Origin of the sequence: Peribacillus sp. R9-11, from assembly GCF_031345095.1 — a bacterium.
In the GTDB taxonomy this organism is placed as follows: domain Bacteria; phylum Bacillota; class Bacilli; order Bacillales; family DSM-1321; genus Peribacillus; species Peribacillus butanolivorans.
The window spans coordinates 1,926,197-1,945,810 of sequence record NZ_CP133763.1 but is presented as its reverse complement, the minus strand read 5'-3'; the positions used below and the strand labels follow the sequence as shown (position 1 = coordinate 1,945,810).

The following is a 19,614-nucleotide window of genomic DNA, read 5'->3' as shown; positions in this document are numbered from 1 at the left end:
TGAAGAAACATACCATTATCTATTACGTAATGTATCCTCTACTGAATTCGATACTTGCTTATATTCGCTATTACATATCGACTGGGAGGGGGTGTTGTTCAGCGTTCTTTACATCAAATGGCTCAAGGAATAGGCTCAACAAAAAAATATTTATATCAAACACTTAAAAAACTTTCGAACAATCAACATAAGGTTTTCATTCCCGTTGAAAGTAATGATGAAAAGAAATATATATCCAAACTTGCTTGACCGGCCATCTTGACTTCAAAGTAAAACAGACCTCTATTGTAAAAAATAAAGTTTCTTCTATAGTAGTGTGTTTCGTAATTTACCAATCCATTCGAAAAGGTTACTGATGATGCCCGCTTATCGGATGTCTGTATTTTTCATAAGTAATCTTTCGTAAGGCCAGTCGTATCAAGGCTCCTAGCAAAATAGTTATTAAAGGTACTAAAAGAAGGTTCTGAATGAATGGGATACTTAAAATTATTATGAATAAGGGAATGAAACTTGAGAGATTAAATAAGAGACAAACCATATTATTAACCACCTAAATCTGTATGTAATGCATTCTATAATAAAAAAAGAAAAATAGACCGTATCAAACCGGTCTATTTACTTTCCTAAATTCTCTTTTACATAAGGAACTAGCTCATTCTTCCATATACAGGTATCATCATCGTAACGGAGGTTCCTGTCTCATTAGACTTTACGGTAATGTCACCATCATACCTGTTAACTAAGTCTTTTACGATAAACAGGCCTTGTCCTCTAACCTTCCCCTTTTGTGCCTTTTTGGTAGAATAGCCGCTGACAAAAATATTTTCCCGATCTATAGTAGAAATCATAGGTCCGGTATTGGTAACCTCAAACGTATACTTTTCTTCGTTAGCTTTACAGATTATATTCATTCGGCGTTCTTGCTCAGGTAATTCAGTCGTTGCCTCAATAGCATTGTCGATTACATTCGATAACATTTTAATCAAGTCTATTGTTTTGACCATGTTGAAAGAATTAGGAGAAACATCAAGTGTAATATCGATGTTATAATTCTGGGCTGAGAGCTTTTTCGTCTCTAAAAGTACAGATAAGCCAGGATGATTCACATCCAATTTCATCGATTCAATCGATTGCACTTCTTTTGAGAGACCGGTTAAATAATCTAATGCTTTACCATTTTCACCAAGCTTGAGAAGTCCATGTATAACTTGAATATGATTTGAAAAATCATGTCTTAATGAGCGGACAGAAGCGATAAGTGATTGAAATTCTGATTGATACGTATCCTCAGTATCCCCCACTTCCCGTTTCAATTCTTTTTGATACCATTTTTGAATCACAAAAAAGGTAACTAACAGCATAATAACAAAGCCCCCATTATAAACGAGGATGGCAATACTGCTTTTTAATACCTTTCCATTAATGGTATTAATATCCTCTGCACTCACATCAATACCTAAAAAACCAATAATGGCACCTTCATGATCTTTTATTGGCACCCCTACAGTCAAATATTCGCCATATACTGGATCCTCCAGTATTCCAGTAATAAAGCTTTTTCCTTCATAGGCTTGTTTGACCTGCTTTTTAGGAACCGTGCACACCCCTCCAATAGGAAATTCCTTTTTAGAATCTTTAGAAAACCCGGTAATCATAGCTCTCGATTCTTTCGGATTATCCACAATCAGAGTATATACATACAAAGCCCCAATTTTTTCCCGTGCATCCTCTAAGTAGGTTTCTATATCCGTATATTCTCGGCTCTTTACTGGGTTATTGAGGAAACGTTTATACGCCTCTATATCCATTGAGTCAGCAATAGACTTAGCAGCTACCAAGTTTTGATTCGCAACAGATTTCTGAACAGAATTTTTAATACTTAAATAAGTAGAAAACATGTTTAGAAGAATAAATAGTATTAATAAAATAATGGTCAAATAAAGAAATGCCCTTAACTTTTTATTTTTCATAGCATTAAATTTACCTCATCTCTAGCAGTTAAAAGTTAACGAACCCATTCTGAGTTTACTATATAAAGGGACAAAGAAATAGAGAAAAATCAAATCACCTCTATAATAGCAGGCTTATAAGACTATATTTAATCAAATAATTACCAGATAATTCACTTCGTTCTTTTGAATTTTTCTCAACTTGCTATGATCCTGAAACTCTTTACATTTCAAACTACTTTAAATCCAATTTTTATAAACTAAAAAAACCATTCCACTTCCTTATGTTTTACAAATAAACTAATAAAATCCAACATTTAACTATACGTTCCCCCACCTAAACTATGTTATTAACATTCAAAAAAGCCAATAATATTCTATTGCCTCTTGAAATAAATAATTTTACCCTTTATATGAAAATATTTCAAGAATGAAAAGGTTTTATGAGTACAATACATACCAATTTTCACATTATTTCATTCACCTTTTAGTAACATATTATCTAGCTAAACCAAAAAACAGACTGTTTCACTCTTGCTGGCACTATTGAACTACTTATAGATTTTGAAAAAATCAAATTGAATTTGGCCTGTTCCTTAAGAATGAGGATAGAAACATTTGGAAGGGAACACCAAAGGTTCCCACTCATAGTCGTAGCTCACACCAGAAAAAACCTCTGGATTCATATCTTAATATCAAACAAGAAGGAATCAGAGAATAAGCGTCTGATTCCTTCTTAATTGGCACCTTATTCTATTTAATCGTACTAATAACTGCCCGCTCATACATTATCTTTGTTACTTGGTAATATAGTAGCTGAAGAAGAAAATAGGTTCCGATAACTATAGCCGAATAGCCGAGCAAATTAGAGCCCAATAAATTACTTAATGCGACGAAAGCAACGATCGCATGAATCATCCCAATTACAAAAGGAACAAAAAATAGAATGCGTATCTCAGCACTTAGGATTTTGCGGATTTCTTTTCCTGTTAACCCCATTCGATGCAGAGCATTAATTTGGATTTTTTTATCTTCCAAATTCGTAAACACACGAAGATACATCATGCTTCCTTGGACGATAAAGAATAATAAACTGACAAACAGGCCGATAAATAGTGTTAACATACTTCCCTGCCTCACTTTCTCATAAATCGGTGCTCTTGTTTGCACTTTATTCTGTTCAGGGTTAATAGCTATTTTTTCGATTTTCTCAGATGCTTCTATTGCATCCTCCCAATCTTTAACTTCGTACCCGCGCACCCTTACCTTTTGTTTTAGAGGCACATTATCAGTAATATCAGTATACAACTTATCATCGACAACCATCAGAGTAGTTGCTAATCCGATTGGGGCTATTACGGTTTGATTCCGCTGCCCTAACATAGTTACCTGTATGATATTTTTCCCATAATGAAGTTCCTTTTGATCACCTCGTTGTACGAATTGAGAATCTAGTGTTGCATAAGGAAAAATAAATAACGCTTCATCTCCCGACAACTCGACAGGGTCTAGCTTTCGAAATGCTGCGACTTTGTTATAGTCTCTTTCCGAGATTAATAATGACTGATTTTCACTAGGTTCTCCTGTACCTATTTGGGGAATCATAGTTGTAACCGGCACACCTGTCACATTGACTTTGTAGGGTACCTTAAATCCATCTTTCTTTAAGGTTTTCTCTACTTCTGAAGGCTCAATAACGGAATAAACAGAAGCATCATTTTCTATCCAGCCGATTGCTTGTGGAATGTTATCCATTCCCTGCTTCTTTAAATCTGCAGTGAACATAAAAAGCGTTCCAGCTGCTGTCAAAATGACAGCAGTAATAATCGAAGTCAAAAAGAATAATCTCGAATAATTCTTAATATCAAAAATAAGGTTAGTTTGAGTAATTAAATTCGTCCCATTATATAAGCTTTTCTTCTTCCTATACAGCCTTCTGCACATAGCAACAATACTTTGGCTGAATAAAAAATAAGTACCAATCAGCACGAAAAATAAAATCGGCAATACTCGTAGTAATGAATTGTTTAGTGTCATAGTAGCTGCCAAAAAATAAGAAATACTTAAACAAATTACGGATAATGCAATTAACCACTTGGATACGAATGGCATCTTTTTTGGTTTTTGTTTATCTTTTAGTAAATCGACTACCTCTAAATTTTCGATTTGTAACAAAGATAGGAGTGATAATAACTGAAATAATAAAAAGAAACCAACAATCGTATAAACAAAGGCTTTAGGGACCAAGACAAATGCTAATGGTTCATCGACCGCTAATAAAGACGAAACAATCATTAGGAACAACTTTGAGAATAAAAATCCCAAACCTACCCCAATCGCAATCGATACAAGAGACACAATCGTTTGCTCCATATAAATTAGTCTTCTAAGTTGAGATTTAGACATTCCAAATAGTGTGAGCAAACCAAACTCTTTTTTTCGCGGCTGTATAAAAGCTGTATTAGAATAAGAGATAAAGAAAACGGAAAAAACAATGATTACTATTTCAGCCGCAATAAGCGCAACACGCACAATCTGCCCACCACTAATATTTGCATTGACTATGTCAGGATGAAAGATAAAGGATGCATAGATAAAAAAGATTGAAACGGAAAAGACAATGCTGAAAAAATAGGCAAGATAACGTTGGGTATTTCCTTGGATATTTCTCTTAGCGAGATGTCGAAGGTTCATGATAGCCACCTCCCAGTACACTCAACGTATCTAAAATCCGTTGATAGAAGCTACGTCTTACCCCTCCATTGTGAACCTCTGAAAAGAACTTACCATCTTTAATAAATAGAATCCGATCACAAAAACTAGCAGCAGTTGGGTCATGGGTGACCATTAGTATGGATGCCCCTTTTTCCTTCTGAAGCGTTGTGAAGGTATCCATCACCTGCTTGGCAGATTTGGAATCTAAATTACCTGTCGGTTCGTCCGCTAAAATAATTGATGGTTCGTGAATCATTGCTCTTGCACATGAGGTTCGTTGCTGTTGACCTCCAGAAATTTCAAAAGTCCGTTTATCTAAAATTCCCTCTATACTAAGAAGATGTGCCAACTGATTTACTCGATCTTCCATTTCTTGCTGTTCATAATGATCTAACGCTAAAGGAAGAAGAATATTTTCACGAACTGTGAGTGTATCAAGAAGGTTAAAATCCTGAAAAACAAAACCAATTTCCCTCCTGCGAAACAAAGCAAGATCACGGTTTTTCAATTCATTAGGGTTTTTTTCATTTAGAATGACTTTCCCAGAAGTGGGCCTATCAATGGTTGCCATTAGGTTCAGCAAAGTTGTTTTTCCGCTCCCGGATGGTCCCATCACCCCAACAAACTCCCCTTTTTGAACATCCATGGTAAAGTTGTCTAACGCTTTATGAAATAAATTTCCTTGCTTTTGAAAATAGGTTTTGGATAGTTGCTCTGTTTTTAATATCGCCATCTATATGACCTCCTCTTTCTAAAGTAAAGTATAAAGAATAAAGCAGGAGGCTCACATCGATGTTTATTACATAACCGCCTAACAACCTTACAATTTTGTCATCTTTCATGTAAGGTATTTGTGTTAAAGAGAAATTGCACTGTAGATCCCTCAGGAACAGTCGATTGAATGCTAACCCTATGTCCAAGCCTGTTAACGATTTCCTTTACTAAGTATAATCCCATTCCCGTCGACTCTTGTTGTGTTCGTCCATTTTCTCCTGTAAAAAATGGATCAAACACTCGTTTTAAGTCATGAGGGGCAATTCCTATGCCTTGATCCGTAATGCAAAGGACAATATCACGACCTTTTTCTGTAATGCTGAACGTAATAGTATCCCCCACTCCCTGCCTTGAATACTTCAATGCATTAAAGACAACTTGACTGATGGAAAAGTGGAGCCACTTACGATCTGAATGCACTTGAAAATTCTCATTCTCAGTTTCAAGCTTGGGATAAATGGTCCGTTGAATGAACTGTTTTTTTTCCTCGTTAATTACTTGCTTGACTAGATTTATTAAATCAATCGGCTCGGCCTTTACATCCTCCGAAAAACGCTGCAGCCTTGCTCCGTGTAAAATAATTTCCAGCCCCCTGCGAAAACGGTCATTTTCCTCTCCAAGCTCTTTAAGAAAACCCTTCATCGACTCATCCGAAAATGTCCTTTTCCCTTCTTGAATTAGTAAAGAAATGACTGAAACAGGCGTCTTCATTTGATGAACCCATTGGTGAATCAAAAGCTCATATTGTTCCTTCATTTTTATTTGTTCTTGTAATTGCGTAATAGTAGCCTGGTTCATTTGGTGAAAAAGCTCAATCCATGTTTTTTGTTCCTTTGTCACAGGATTCATAAAGATTTCGACAAATTCAAAAGTCAAACTCGGTTCTTGCTTCATCCTTACTAACTGATTAAGAAAACGGTAATGCCTTATGTAATCAATCGCTAAAAATAGTAACAGCATAAAAATGGAGAGAACAATCATATAGAAGATATTAGATATCGATATCTGATTTCCCGCTTCTAGAATGACTAATACATATGTAAGAATAAGCAAACATCCTAATAGAATGGTATAAAATATAAAATAAAGACGGTCTTTTATAAAGGAAAGTAGATTCACTTATCTTCACCTTCCATTACCTTGAGCCGATACCCTTTTCCTCTGCTGGTTTGTATGGCATGTTTGACGCCAATGTCTTCGAGTTTTCTCCGTACCCTTGTGACATTGACTGTCAAAGTATTATCATCAACAAATGAATCATCATTCCATAAGGCTTCAAGTAAATCTTCACGAGAAACAATGGTGTCGTACTGTCGAATTAAACAATTCAATAAACGAAACTCATTTTGGGTTAATATCGCCTGATTTTGCTGGTATTCAATCATCGCCTTTTCCGTATAAAGGGTTAATCCATCCATTTCTTTTACCTGTTGATGGAGTGATGATGTTCCAGCATACTCGCCATATGCCCGTCGAAGAGCACTCTTTATTTTCGCTAGTACGACTTCCAAATGGAATGGTTTTGTAATATAATCATCACCACCATGTTCAATTGCCATGACTTGGTTCATTTCATCAGTCCTTGCTGAGATAAATAAAATGGGAACTTTTGAAATCGTCCTCATTTGGCGGCACCAATGGAAGCCATCAAAAAAAGGTAGATTAATATCCATTAAAACCAAATCAGGCTTCATCTCTTTAAACTCGACAAAGACATGGTCTAATCTCTTAGCTTCAGAAACTTCATACCCGTATCTTTTTAAATAATTGATTAATATTGCAGCTATTTTGACATCGTCTTCAACCAAAAAGATTTTATACATCTTTTCCTCCTCTAACGAATAGTTTTCAATACCAAATTTTACAAGTTGCGAAATCAATATACCTATTCGAAAATGCATCTCTTGTTTATGTAATAATTTCCCTTCTACTCAGAAATCATATCAATCTGTGCTTTCTTTGTAAATTCACAATAAAAAACCTTGAAAGGTCAGAGCCAATCAAGGGGATTCAAATAAAATTAGATTTCCTCTGGGATCTTCAGTCCCTCAATGAAAGATTTAAAACTTTCTGCAACCTTATATATATTTTCATCCTGGCTTGATGGATCCGAATACCAACCCTGATCCCAGAAATAAACTCCTTTTTCCTCTTCGTTATATATAAGCAAGATTTTACCAGCATACGTGTCATTACCTATGATTATACAATTCTTATGTAAGTCTTTTTTATTCTCCTCATGCCATTTCTGTAAATCAAGCTCTTTTTCCTCAAGATCCAATCCATATAATACATTTAAACAAACGAGGGTGTCTAACGCATCCACATAAAACTTGCAGTTTTGTACAGTAGTGGTACCACCATTATATTCAAGGAGAAATTGTTTATAATCCCCAGGGATTTCAAAACCCACATATTTTTCAAAGTTATTTACTGCATCTTGCGAGCCTTTTCCGTATCCAGTAATATTTACCATTCTATCAACTCCATTTCAATTTTATGTGTAGCAACATACTATTAATATATTACTCTTCACTACATGCTAATCCTGATTCTTCAAGAAATATTCACTTCGAAATTTCAAATTAGGGGCTATTTTTGAGGTTTTTTAACAATATAGGTATCTTACCTATTACCTTTCAGCCAAAATTCAGTCTTTTTGCTAAAATAAATAGCCAAGTTGATTATTCTTTACGATGATAATTCACGGAATAAGTCCTGGCGACCATTAAAGCTTTGACAACGCCCCCTAGCTCTTCTCTCGATGAGACCCTTGAAAAATACTTTTTTTAAATATATTAACATAATTTTACTAATTTTTTCAGTATTTTCTGATATTTTTTTATTACAATTCTATGTCAACTTAAGAACAAACGTTGTTAAAAAAGGATTTCTCCCCGCTTAGAGCGAATATAAATTTTGAAAAAATGTGTAGAAGAAGGTCTTAAAACTAGAACATAAAACAAAAGATTTAGTCTATATAGCAAGAATGAAAGAAGCAAAAACACAGGTATTGGTTTTCAACATTCAAGTTCTGTATCCTATCCAAAATGTCAATAATCACCACACCCCTATTAAAAGGTTGAATGTGACGATTTTATGGCGTGGCGACCCCCATTCTTAAACTCATGCTCCCGATAACTGAATAAACACCTTTGATTCTCAAATATGAAATTAATTAAATATTAGCTAATCTAATATGCATTTATTAAAACTGTTAATTGAATATATACTACAATAGCCATAAGAACTATTCCAGCTATTACTGTAACTGATAAACTCTTCGTCCATAAGGCTATAATTAGAGTTGGTACAATAACAGTAAGTACACTCCAATCAATTGATATTAGAGATTCATCTTCAATGATAATGCTGTCAACGACAAGTGCTGTAAGAATGCAAATAGGGATAAATGAAAGCCATTTAGTTATGGGCATTGGAAGAGTAATATTTCTTACAACCAAAAATGGAATAATTCTTGGAATAAGGGTTACAATTGCACATCCCAAAATCACAAGAATAATGGTTAAGTTAAAACTCATTTGTCTCTCATCACCCCGATTTGGGTCAAAATTCACCTGAAAATTCCGAAGCTCTAAACTTCCTCAAAGAACTTGTTGAGACGGGGAAGTTAAAAGTGGTCATTGACAGATACTATGCGTTTGAAGAGATAGTTGAAGCTCATAGATATGTCGAGAAAGGACACAAGAAGGGAAATGTCGTCATAACTGTGGAACATAATAGCAAATCCTAATAAATGGAGCACTATTCTATCAATGATTGGGGCAATGGAATCTGTTTATGGGTTAGGAAACCATTGAAACACAAGAGTGAGTTTTCAATTAAGATAACATCAAGCTATCATTAAGCTAACGGGTGCTTTTCTTGAATAAACACCAATCCGAATCCTTTTCCCTTATTCATTATGATGCAAAAAAATCCCTACTTTTTAATCGCAAACAGGGATTTTTTCTTTGTTTAAATATTGCGTTTTTCTCAAAGCACTACACTACATTGAAGAAGAAAATACTTAAACTACTTTAATCGCTTCTTCAATTGTTTCAAATGGAATGATTCATTCACCAACGGTCCACACTTCCTCCAAACTACTTTATTTTTCCTTGGAGGATTTAACACAGTATGTTTAAATCAGCCTTATCCCTACCTCCGTCGAAAACCAAAGATGCTCCTACCCAAGTTTCTTATCCTAGATAGGCTTTAGCATCCACCATGCACCTAACTTCGGTATTTACCTCAAGTGGTCCCTCCTACTTTTAATTTCAGTTGGATTTGAATATACTCACTGAGCTCACTGCTTTAAATTGCCTAGATCCGTTTGAAGAACTTTAACCTCAGAGATTTTTTTGAAAAGTTTTCGTGTTTGAAAGCTTTTATACGCTTTTGACACTCAAGATTAAACCAAAAGCACAAGGAAGTAAGTAATATCCACATTCGAAATTTAATTCCCTAGAAATGAAGCATAAACGATAATCCAAAATAAAAAACAATTTAATGAAGTAAAAATTATACTATCTACCTCATTCCTCTCACTTGCGGATCCAAGATTACCTCAAAATGTATTTTTGATATTTAGAAATGCATTAATAAAATCCCTTTCCTGAATATATCAACGATAAGATAAGAAAAGAAAAAAACTTTATTAAGTAAGGATCTGTGCCTCATTTACTTATCTTTTCGTCTTGAACAACTGGTCAGCAAAAGCCGCAAGAAGTTCATGGTTCCTCTTTGACTTTTTTCTCATATGAACAAAATAATTAGTTTCTAAAAAATCCTGAATAACAACTATAAATTCTAGTAATCCTAATGACATGGAGTACACGTGAAAACGTCCAATTATTATTTGTTTGGTACTAACATTATTTCAAGGAAGTAAAGTGTCTCCTATTTTTGGTGTAAAATGCTGTTACTGAGGAGGAAGAAGTCTATTTAAATCCCCATGGAAATAAGTGTTATACATAGAATACTTCTAATGTTTTCTTGAAATATTAAGATGAATGATAAATCCCAAATACTAACTTAAATTAATAACTTTAAAGTTATATTCATAACATAAAAAATATATTTGAAATTAAGTGTCTAGAGTCGTATGATAAGTAGTGAAGATTTAAATTTAATACAAAGCAAATTAAGTTTAACGTAAAGGGGAAATAGATATGGTAGATGTAGCTTCAAAAACAAAGCCTGAACAAGAATCATTTAATTTCACTGCAAACCAAGAACAACTGGATATTCTGGATCAGCTTTTAAAGCCTGAGGTTCAGGAATCATTGAATACTTTAGTTGAGCAATTGCCAAAATTGACTGAACTAGTAAGTATCTTGACAAAGTCTTATGATTTTGCTCAATCAGTAGCAACTGATGAAGTATTAAAAAAGGATACGGTTAGTGCGATTACAGAAATCGCTGTACCTGTAGTTGATTCAGTGAAAGGGCTTGCAGCTAATGCAATCGAAGCTAAAGATCGTGCAGAAGAAAACAATGATGTAATCGGTCTTTTCGGTTTGTTAAGAATGATGAAAGACCCACAAGCACAAAAGCTTTTCCGTTTCGCGAGTGCTTTTCTTGAAATTTCAGCAGAACGAAATAGTCTAAAAAAATAAATCTTTAAACTTTCAATTAGTAAGGACGGGGGATTAATATGTCAAAACAAATCGTCATTTTAGGTGCAGGCTATGCTGGATTACTATCTGCATTAACTGTTCGTGAATATTTTAATAAAGATGAAGTCCAAGTAACAGTGGTGAACCAATACCCAACACACCAAATCATCACAGAACTTCACCGTCTTGCAGGCGGATCAATTTCTGAACCAGCTGTTTCAATACCTTTAGAGAAACTTTTCAAAGGAAAAGATATCGATCTTACCATTTCGAAAGTGGAATCTTTCTCAGTAGATAAAAAAGAAGTAAAACTTTCTAATGGTTCTACTTTATCATACGATGCTCTTGTTGTAGCTTTAGGTAGCCAAACAGGATTCTTTGGTATTCCAGGACTTGAAGAAAATAGCATGGTGCTAAAATCTGTAAATGATGCTAACAAAATTTACAAACATATCGAAGATCGTATTCGTGAATATGCACAAACAAAAAATGAAGCAGATGCAACGATTGTAATCGGCGGCGGTGGATTAACTGGCGTTGAGTTAGTTGGTGAAATCGTTGATCATTTCCCTAAAATCGCTAAACAATTTGGCGTAGACTTCAAAGACTTGAAAATCAAGCTTGTTGAAGCTGGTCCAAAAATCCTTCCAGTATTACCTGATCCTTTAATTGAACGTGCAGTGGTAAGCTTAGAAGCACGTGGCGTTGAATTCTTAACAGGTCTGCCTGTAACGGGTGTTAAAGGAAATGAAATTGCTTTGAAAGATGGACAAACTATCCTTGCTAATACGCTTGTTTGGACTGGTGGCGTTGCTGCTCTTCCTATCGTTGGTGAATCAGGTCTTGAAGTAGATCGTGGTAAAGCAACTGTTAATGAGTATCTACAATCTAAATCTCATAATGACGTATTTGTTGTAGGAGATAGTGCTGTTGCTTTCCCTCCAGAAGGTGGCCGCCCATACGCACCAACTGCACAAAATGCTTGGCAAATGGGAGAACTTGTTGGTTACAACCTATATGCAGCATTAGAAGGCAAAAAACTAGAAGAATTTTCACCTGTAAACTCAGGAACACTTGCTAGCCTTGGTCGTAAGGATGCTGTTGCTACAGTTGGAGCTAATAACACCCCACTTAAAGGTCTACCAGCTTCATTAATGAAAGAAGCAAGTAATGTTCGTTACCTGTCTCATATTAAGGCAATGTTCAGCCTTGCTTATTAAGTGAAATGTTGAACTAAAGAAATGTAATATTGCACTATGATTGAAAGCTTCCATTTTAAATGATTATTTTTAAATGGAAGCTTGGAAATCGAGTATTCCATGAACTGGAACAAGGGGAACGTGAAGTAAAATAAATGATTGCTTGATCGAGGGTCATACTCACAATAGCTATTCTAGATATTTTTTCTCAGTCCCGTGGTCCAGTTCATATAGATTATTAAGGATTTTTCATTGATACGTCTGCAACTACACCAAAAACTTCAACCCAAGTCTCTTGGCTTTCCTCCCCTACTTCACAAATCCTGAACAGAAGATACCTACATAACCCCCCCCCCCATTTAGAGAAATTCCATACATTATCTAAGGATAGAAAGAGACCATTCATCCTTGAGATGAATGGTCCCTTTTTGAAAGTCGATAAAATATAGAAACAATCTTTGCCCCTAAAAGAACCTACTAAATAACTTGGTTGATGCCAAATCTAAGGATAAAACCCTCTGGCAATCTTGCGTTTGTCAAAATCCTGGTCTCCTTTAAGCGATTACTATTATAGGAAGATACTTGCATCAAATCTTCATCCATATAAGCAGGATGAGTCATTATTTCCACACTTTGCCCATCGATTACCCGACCCTTGAGATTATGAAAATAATCTTCAACCACCGTTTCTCCATAAAAATCATCAAGAAAAACATCTGTAACGGTTTGGACACCAGCAAAATGTTTTCCAGCATTACGCACAGGAAGTTGATATTTCTCTGTCAGATTTTTTACAACCGGCAGAAAATTTTCAATCCCGTGTACATGATGATGGCTGTCTAAATGAGACGGATAAAGACCAAATTCTAAAAATCTTTCAATCTGAGCTGACCACTCTCTTTCCAATTCAAGCAAAGAAATGTCGGCTGGTTCACCATATACCACCCCTTGTTTCTTGAAGTGTCCGGAATCGTCAATTAAACTCGGCACATCGCTCAACAAAGGTGTCCCCCATGTCAATACCAAGTGTATACCGACTTTCAACGAGGGCGTCCTCTTTGCGATTTCAATCGCATGCTCCGTTGCTTTTGCATTCATCATGATTGTTGTTGAATTGACAATTCCATATTTGTGGCTATCCAAAATTCCATAATTTACTGATTTAGTTAACCCGAAATCATCTGCATTTACAAGAACTTCAATCATGATAGGTTATCCTGCAATTCCTTTTTTTCAAAAAACTGTGGCAAGAAATCTTTATGCGCCTCAAGCATTTCATCTAAAATAAGTTTCGCAACCCGGTCACTTGGAACGAGAGGATTAATCGTCATAGCAAGCAATGCAGTATCATAGTTACCTGAGATTGCAGCTTCGATGGACACTCTTTCAAATGACTTGATTTGCTGGATTAGACCACGAATCGCCACTGGAAGCTCTCCTACGTTAATTGGTTTCGGACCATCCTTAGTAATCACACAGCTAATTTCAATAGCCGAACCATACGGAATTCCCTCAATTGCACCATGGTTGATAGTATTTACCGCTTGAATGTCACACTTATCCGAATGCATCGAGCAAATTAAACGCACTGCTGCATCGCTGTAGTAAGCGCCTCCTCGCTCTTCAAGCTGTGGTGGCTTAATAGCCAGCCCCTTGTCTTTGTATAGCTCGAATAATCCTTCTTCAAGCTTTTGAACCACCTCAGCGCGTGTTTCTCCTTTTTCAGCATCCTTCAACTCTTGAGCAAGCACATCTCCTGTTTTGTAATAGTAGTTGTGGTATGGACAAGGGAACAAATTTAAAGCTCTAAGGAATTCTGGCTCCCAGCCCATTGCGTGAATATTCTTCATTGTAACGGCTTTAGCTGGATCTGTTATCAGATTAATGATTTGATCTTTCACACTTTTCCCATCAACGAATACATCGAGGCCGTAAACCATATGGTTCAAACCAGCAAAGTCGATCCGCACTCTTGAGGGCTCCACGTTCATTAAATCGGCTACTCCACGCTCCATACCAATCGGTACATTGCAAAGTCCGATGACTTTGGTAATATTACTGTGACGTAACACAGCTTCCGTTACCATACCAGCAGGGTTTGTGAAGTTAATCAACCATGCATCCGGACAAACTTCCTCCATCTCACGAGCTATATCAAGAATAATAGGAATTGTTCTAAATGCCTTGAAAAGTCCACCTGGTCCGTTCGTCTCCTGTCCAATAACTCCGTGTTTCAGTGGAATCTTTTCATCAAGAGCCCTAGCAGCGAGCTGACCAACACGTAGCTGAGTTGTTACATAGTCAGCTCCTTTAAGCGCTTTCTTTCTGTCTAATGTTAGATGAACATCAATCTTTACACCAGCCTTTTCAACCATCCTTCTTGCCAAGTCCCCAACAATTTCAAGCTTTTCCTTTCCCGCTTCGATATCCACAAGCCAAATCTCGCTTACAGGAAGCTCTTCATGGTATTTAATAAAACCTTCAATCAGTTCCGGCGTATAGCTCGAGCCGCCGCCAATTGTGACAATTTTTAACCCCTTACTCATTCTGCTGTCCCCTCCTTCACAGCATCTGCATTTAAAAACTCTTCACGCAGATCAATCATTTCTATCGCAAGATCCTTTAACGTCATGGCTGTCATTAAATGATCCTGAGCATGCACGAGGAGAATTGGAAGGTCAAATTGGTCTCCGCCTGCTTCTGCATGGATTAATTGAGTTTGAAATTTATGGGCTTGTAATAATTCTGTTTCTGCCTCAGCGATTTTCAATCTAGCAGAATTAAATTCTTTTTTCTTCGCTTCTTGCATGGCTTCCATTGCGAAGCTTCTCGCATTTCCACTATATAAAATCAGTTGAAATGATAATTGGTATAATTCTTCTTTTTCCACTTTTATCACTACTTTCTTAAACGTTTAGCGTTTCTGAATCTTTTGTAAGCTCTGTTTTATTTTTTGTGTCTATCTTCACTTGGGCATAAACGAATGGTAAATAAATCACTGTTGAAATGACTAAATTTATAGCAGCTAATACCGCTCCCGACATATGTCCCCCTGTAGCAAGAAATCCTCCAATAATCGGTGGTGTAACCCAAGGTATCTTAGCGACAATTGGAAAAACCATTCCGCTACTTACTGCTATATAAGAAATAACTGTTGTAATTACTGGACCGAGGACAAATGGTATGAACCACATTGGGTTCAGAACAATAGGCAATCCGAATAGAATGGGTTCGTTAATCTGGAACACCCCTGGTGCCCCTCCAAGTGCAATCATCTGTTTATAACGTTTTCGGCCGGCAATGATCATTGCAATGATCAGACCCAATGTTGCTCCAGATCCACCTAAATAAACAAATGCATCTAGGAAAGAACCTGCCAGTACTCCGTATTGGTCCATATCTTTGACACCTTGTGCGTATAAATCAATATTTTTCACTCCCGAACTTTCAAAAAGCGGTGTTGTAATTCCACCAAGGATATTTGGTCCGTGTAAACCAATCATCCATAATAAATGAACAAGAAATACTAGTAAAATGGCAAATGGCAGTGAATCTACAGCACTTTGTAAGGGGGAGACAATTACTTTACTAAGCCAGTCATTTAATACCTGTCCATCTGTAACTTTACGGAAAAGTAGTCCGAACACACCAGCAAAAAAGATTGTTGCCATACCCGGCACTAACTTTGCAAATGAACGAGCTACTGCTGGTGGTACTCCATCAGGTAATTTAATGACTAAATATTTTACTCTTGAAAGTCTAACAAATATCTCTGTTGCTAAAAGGGCAACGACTATTCCTGTAAATAAGGCTGTTGCATTAAAATAATTTACGCTGACGAATCCCCACGCTCCACCTGTAACATCCTTATCATCGATGGTTAAAGTGACATTGCCGATTTGAGGCAATAATAAGAAAAAACAGGCTGCAGAAACCAACATTGCTTCAAAACCGTCATCCCCGTACGATCTTGCTAGTTTATAAGAAATACCGAACACAGCGAATACCGTCATAAACGCAAAGGTTCCAAACCAAATATCACTGCCAAGCGTATTCCATGCAGGGCCGAAAATGGCCTCCATCATTCTTCCATAAGGCTTGATGACTTGCCCAAGGTTATTAAACAGGACAGCAAACGACCCGATCATTGTAATCGCTATCATTCCAATCAACGTATCACGAATTGCAAGTAAATGACGGTTATTCCCTACCCTTACAGCTCCAGGCATAATATACTTATCAATAAAAGTCATCATATCCTTATTCTCCTTTTATTAAAGTAGTGGCTTGTTTTAGTACTTCTTCACCATTACATAGACCATAGAACATTGGATTGATGGTTGCGACTGGAATTCCTTTTTCTTTTCCTGCTTCCTGTAACTTAGAAAGAAGATATCGAACCTGTGGACCTAATAAAATGACATCAGCCTTATCCATTTCGTTGTTCACTTCTGCAGAACCAACAGCCCATATTTTACAATCTACTCCTTGTTTCTTTGCACTGTCTTCCATCTTGGTAACTAGCAAACTTGTAGACATTCCGGCTGAACAACATAATAAGATATTCATTGAAATTACCCCCCTTTTTAATAATTGATTATTCTGTATTTTTACAATAAATGAAATCAAACATTTTTTGCTCAACCAATGATTTGTCTTTTTCACATCACACTCCTTAATAGATAATTACTAAACTGGGTATTATTGCCTCTGTATTTATATTGTAGTTACAAATATAGAAAATATCAACACAAATTTTTACTTGTTACTACAAATTTATTATTTAATGTTGATTATTGAACTTATCCGAGATAATCTTAATGTATATATTGGAAAGAGTTAAGGAGGAATCACTTTGGAAACCATGAATAAAGAAGCGGCATTGCATTCCATAGTTAAAGAATCAATTATCGATCTAATAAAAAACGGCGAATATCAAACGAATACAAAATTACCAACTGAAGCGGAATTTTGTAAAATATACGGAGTAAGCAGGACAACAGTGCGCACTGCTTTACAGCAATTGACTGTCGAAGGCTATATCTATCGTGTTCAAGGTAAAGGGACTTTCGTTTCGGAAAATAAAGTGAAGCAATTTCTTACAAGCACGGTTGAAAAGTTCTCTGAGCAAGTCACGATGCAAGGGAAAAACCCCTCTACAAAGGTCATAAGCTTAAAGGTTATCGAAGCAAACGCTACCCTAGCCAATCTTTTCAAGCAAAACGTAGGTGATCCTGTCAACAAGCTAGAGCGTGTGCGTTACGTGAACGATGTCCCACTTCAATATGAAATAGCCTATCTCCCTTGGTACAAAACGCCTGGGCTGAATATTGAAGCCTGTGAAAAATCACTCTTTAATGTGCTTGAAACACAGTTTAGTTTAAAAGTAAAAAAAACAGTCGAACACTTGGAATTTTCCCTTGCCGATGACTCCATTTCAGATAAGTTAGAAGTCCCTAATGGTTCACCCTGTTTTTCGTTAGAAACATACACATATGAGAATGATGGATCGGTTATTGAATTCTCTAAGACCCTCTTTAGAGGCGACCGTGCACACTTTGTTATTGAACGAAACTATTAAAATATTTAAACACTAAAAAAAGACTGATACTTGCTTCAATAAGGCAATTCGTTTTTTTATATGTAATTCTCTTAATCTAAGGAATATAATGTTCCCTATATTGTGCCATATGGAAGTTTTCTCATTTTTAATTCATTTAAAAAGGTTAATTCAATATTTTATTTAATCATGGTTTTTCAAATACAAAAACACAGCAATCATTATAAAGATTGCTGTGGCTAATAATATAATCTTTACCAAGATTATTCTACAAAGCTTTAATATAAAAAGGTGTTTATTGCTGAACTCCAATTCATACTTATTTATGATTTCTCAATCCTTCGGAGATGTTTACATTCAATTAATAGACTTGTCAGGATATTATCAAACACCGATTTGTTTAATATCGTTAGTCTTGATATTTTTCAAGCGCTTTATATCCAAGCGAATCAATATAGAGATGATCAAAGCAACCACGAAAAAACCTGTGAAAACGATTAAGCTTTGGGAATAGCTACCTGTTGTTTCTCTAATCCATGAAGCGAACATCGGTCCAACAAGACCTGCTGCTGCCCATGCCGTTAAAATATACCCATGAATAGCACCTAACTGCTTTGTTCCGAACAAATCACCGATATACGCTGGAATCGAAGCAAACCCTCCCCCATAGCAGGTATAAATAATCGCTAATAAAATTTGAAAAACAACTGGATTATCCGTAACTGTCAAGAGTGGGAATGCGATGACTTGTATGGAAAAAAATACGGTATACGTATTCGGGCGACCAATGAAATCTGACACAGATGCCCAACCTATACGTCCAAGGCCATTAAAAGCACCAAGAACCCCAACTAGGGCAGCTGCTGCAACGGCACTCAATCCAATACTTTCCTGAGCAAGTGGAGATGCTGCTGAAATGATAGCAATCCCACAGGTAATATTAATAAACAGCATAAGCCAGAGATAATAAAAACGTTTTGTCTTTACTGCCTCGTTTGCCGTTAGTTGCGAAAGATCCTGCAATGGCTTCACTTTTCCCATTTTAATTTTTTCTTTATACCCATCAGGTAGCCAGTCTTTCTCCGGGGGCTCCAAGTAAAGAGATGAAGCTATCATTATAATAAAGTAAGCGGTTCCAAGAGTAAAAAAGGTATTAGCAATTCCAATAGAACCAATCAAACTTTGAATGATTGGTGAGTTAATCAGTGCCGCAAATCCAAAGCCCATAATGGCTAGACCAGTCGCTAGCCCCCTACGATCTGGAAACCACTTCACTAAAGTCGATACAGGGGCGATATACCCTACGCCAAGTCCGATTCCACCGAAAACTCCATATGCAATATAAAGTAAAGGCAATGATTCCATGTTGATCGCTACACCAGCACCCGAAATACCTAAGCCAAAAAAAACGGCTGAGAGTATGCCAGCTTTTCTAGGACCATACTTTTCAACAAAATGTCCAAGAAATGCCGCGGATAGGCCAAGAAACAAAATTGCAATACTAAATGTTAAGCTAATATCAGTCAAATCCCATCCGAATTCACTTGCAAGTGGTTTCGTAAATACGCTCCAAGCATACACAGAACCAATCGACAGGTGAATCCCAACTGCCGAGGCAGCAATCAGCCACCGATTCTTTGTTTTTCCCATTTCTCCATCATCCCCCTTACAAAATAAACCGCAAATGATTTTCTACCAGTGACAAAATCTGCGGTTAACTACCAGCAGGATCACCGCTGTTTACATCCTCATATCAATGAAGTGCACTTTTACTGGTAAAGTAACAGATTTCTGTC

The 19,614-nt window shown here is 36.3% G+C and carries 16 protein-coding genes and 1 pseudogene; 4 read left to right on the top strand and 13 right to left on the bottom strand.

Going from position 1 to position 19,614, the window contains the following annotated elements; all coding sequences use genetic code 11:
• Positions 1–647: 647 nt before the first annotated feature.
• The 7 genes from RE409_RS09370 to RE409_RS09340 form a co-directional block, all read right to left on the bottom strand.
• Positions 648–1,898, bottom strand: a complete 1,251-nt coding sequence (locus RE409_RS09370) for an ATP-binding protein (protein WP_309558844.1) — start codon at positions 1,896–1,898, stop codon at positions 648–650.
• Positions 1,899–2,702: 804 nt separating this feature from the next.
• Complete coding sequence (locus RE409_RS09365; RefSeq protein WP_201221334.1) at positions 2,703–4,643, bottom strand: FtsX-like permease family protein; 1,941 nt, start codon at positions 4,641–4,643, stop codon at positions 2,703–2,705.
• The gene (locus RE409_RS09360; RefSeq protein ID WP_309558843.1) at positions 4,621–5,397 is read right to left on the bottom strand and encodes an ABC transporter ATP-binding protein; all 777 of its coding nucleotides are present in this window, start codon (positions 5,395–5,397) and stop codon (positions 4,621–4,623) included. The genes RE409_RS09365 and RE409_RS09360 overlap by 23 nt, the downstream gene beginning before the upstream one ends.
• A gap of 98 nt (positions 5,398–5,495) precedes the next feature.
• Entirely contained in the window at positions 5,496–6,557 is a 1,062-nt protein-coding gene (locus tag RE409_RS09355) for a sensor histidine kinase (RefSeq protein WP_201221336.1), read from the bottom strand.
• The gene (locus RE409_RS09350; protein ID WP_201221338.1) at positions 6,554–7,261 is read right to left on the bottom strand and encodes a response regulator transcription factor; all 708 of its coding nucleotides are present in this window, start codon (positions 7,259–7,261) and stop codon (positions 6,554–6,556) included. Before RE409_RS09350 ends, RE409_RS09355 begins: the two co-directional genes overlap by 4 nt.
• Before the next feature lie 197 nt (positions 7,262–7,458).
• Positions 7,459–7,914: an SMI1/KNR4 family protein gene (locus RE409_RS09345; RefSeq protein WP_201181350.1), complete on the bottom strand. Its 456-nt coding sequence runs from the start codon at positions 7,912–7,914 to the stop codon at positions 7,459–7,461.
• 718 nt (positions 7,915–8,632) lie between these two features.
• Positions 8,633–8,980: an AzlD domain-containing protein gene (locus RE409_RS09340; RefSeq protein WP_309558842.1), complete on the bottom strand. Its 348-nt coding sequence runs from the start codon at positions 8,978–8,980 to the stop codon at positions 8,633–8,635.
• 20 nt (positions 8,981–9,000) lie between these two features.
• Here RE409_RS09340 and RE409_RS09335 point away from each other — a divergent pair.
• The 3 genes and pseudogenes from RE409_RS09335 to RE409_RS09325 all read left to right on the top strand — a co-directional run.
• A pseudogene (locus RE409_RS09335) lies at positions 9,001–9,192 on the top strand (zinc-binding dehydrogenase); the annotation flags it as partial.
• A 1,420-nt stretch (positions 9,193–10,612) separates the two neighbouring features.
• On the top strand, positions 10,613–11,059 hold the full coding sequence (locus tag RE409_RS09330; protein WP_053345419.1) for a DUF1641 domain-containing protein: 447 nt from the start codon (positions 10,613–10,615) through the stop codon (positions 11,057–11,059).
• Positions 11,060–11,097: 38 nt separating this feature from the next.
• On the top strand, positions 11,098–12,279 hold the full coding sequence (locus RE409_RS09325) for an NAD(P)/FAD-dependent oxidoreductase (RefSeq protein ID WP_309558841.1): 1,182 nt from the start codon (positions 11,098–11,100) through the stop codon (positions 12,277–12,279).
• A gap of 456 nt (positions 12,280–12,735) precedes the next feature.
• Here RE409_RS09325 and chbG read toward each other — a convergent pair whose 3' ends face one another.
• Genes chbG through RE409_RS09300 form a run of 5 tightly spaced genes read right to left on the bottom strand, consistent with a single transcriptional unit; the run spans position 12,736 to position 16,827 of the window.
• Entirely contained in the window at positions 12,736–13,464 is a 729-nt protein-coding gene (chbG, locus tag RE409_RS09320) for a chitin disaccharide deacetylase (RefSeq protein ID WP_201221348.1), read from the bottom strand.
• Positions 13,461–14,804 carry a 6-phospho-beta-glucosidase gene (locus RE409_RS09315; protein WP_053345416.1) on the bottom strand — a complete coding sequence of 448 codons (1,344 nt, stop codon included), beginning with the start codon at positions 14,802–14,804 and terminating at the stop codon, positions 13,461–13,463. Before RE409_RS09315 ends, chbG begins: the two co-directional genes overlap by 4 nt.
• Positions 14,801–15,148, bottom strand: a complete 348-nt coding sequence (locus tag RE409_RS09310; RefSeq protein WP_056526942.1) for a PTS sugar transporter subunit IIA — start codon at positions 15,146–15,148, stop codon at positions 14,801–14,803. Before RE409_RS09310 ends, RE409_RS09315 begins: the two co-directional genes overlap by 4 nt.
• Positions 15,149–15,164: 16 nt before the next feature.
• Positions 15,165–16,514: a PTS sugar transporter subunit IIC gene (locus RE409_RS09305; protein ID WP_056526939.1), complete on the bottom strand. Its 1,350-nt coding sequence runs from the start codon at positions 16,512–16,514 to the stop codon at positions 15,165–15,167.
• A gap of 4 nt (positions 16,515–16,518) precedes the next feature.
• The gene (locus RE409_RS09300; protein ID WP_053348020.1) at positions 16,519–16,827 is read right to left on the bottom strand and encodes a PTS sugar transporter subunit IIB; all 309 of its coding nucleotides are present in this window, start codon (positions 16,825–16,827) and stop codon (positions 16,519–16,521) included.
• A 295-nt stretch (positions 16,828–17,122) separates the two neighbouring features.
• On the opposite strand from RE409_RS09300, the gene RE409_RS09295 reads away from it, so the two are divergent.
• Entirely contained in the window at positions 17,123–17,839 is a 717-nt protein-coding gene (locus RE409_RS09295) for a GntR family transcriptional regulator (RefSeq protein WP_053348019.1), read from the top strand.
• A gap of 363 nt (positions 17,840–18,202) precedes the next feature.
• Here RE409_RS09295 and RE409_RS09290 read toward each other — a convergent pair whose 3' ends face one another.
• Positions 18,203–19,468, bottom strand: coding sequence for an L-lactate MFS transporter (locus RE409_RS09290; RefSeq protein ID WP_201181356.1), 1,266 nt, complete (start codon positions 19,466–19,468; stop codon positions 18,203–18,205).
• Positions 19,469–19,614 lie beyond the last annotated feature (146 nt).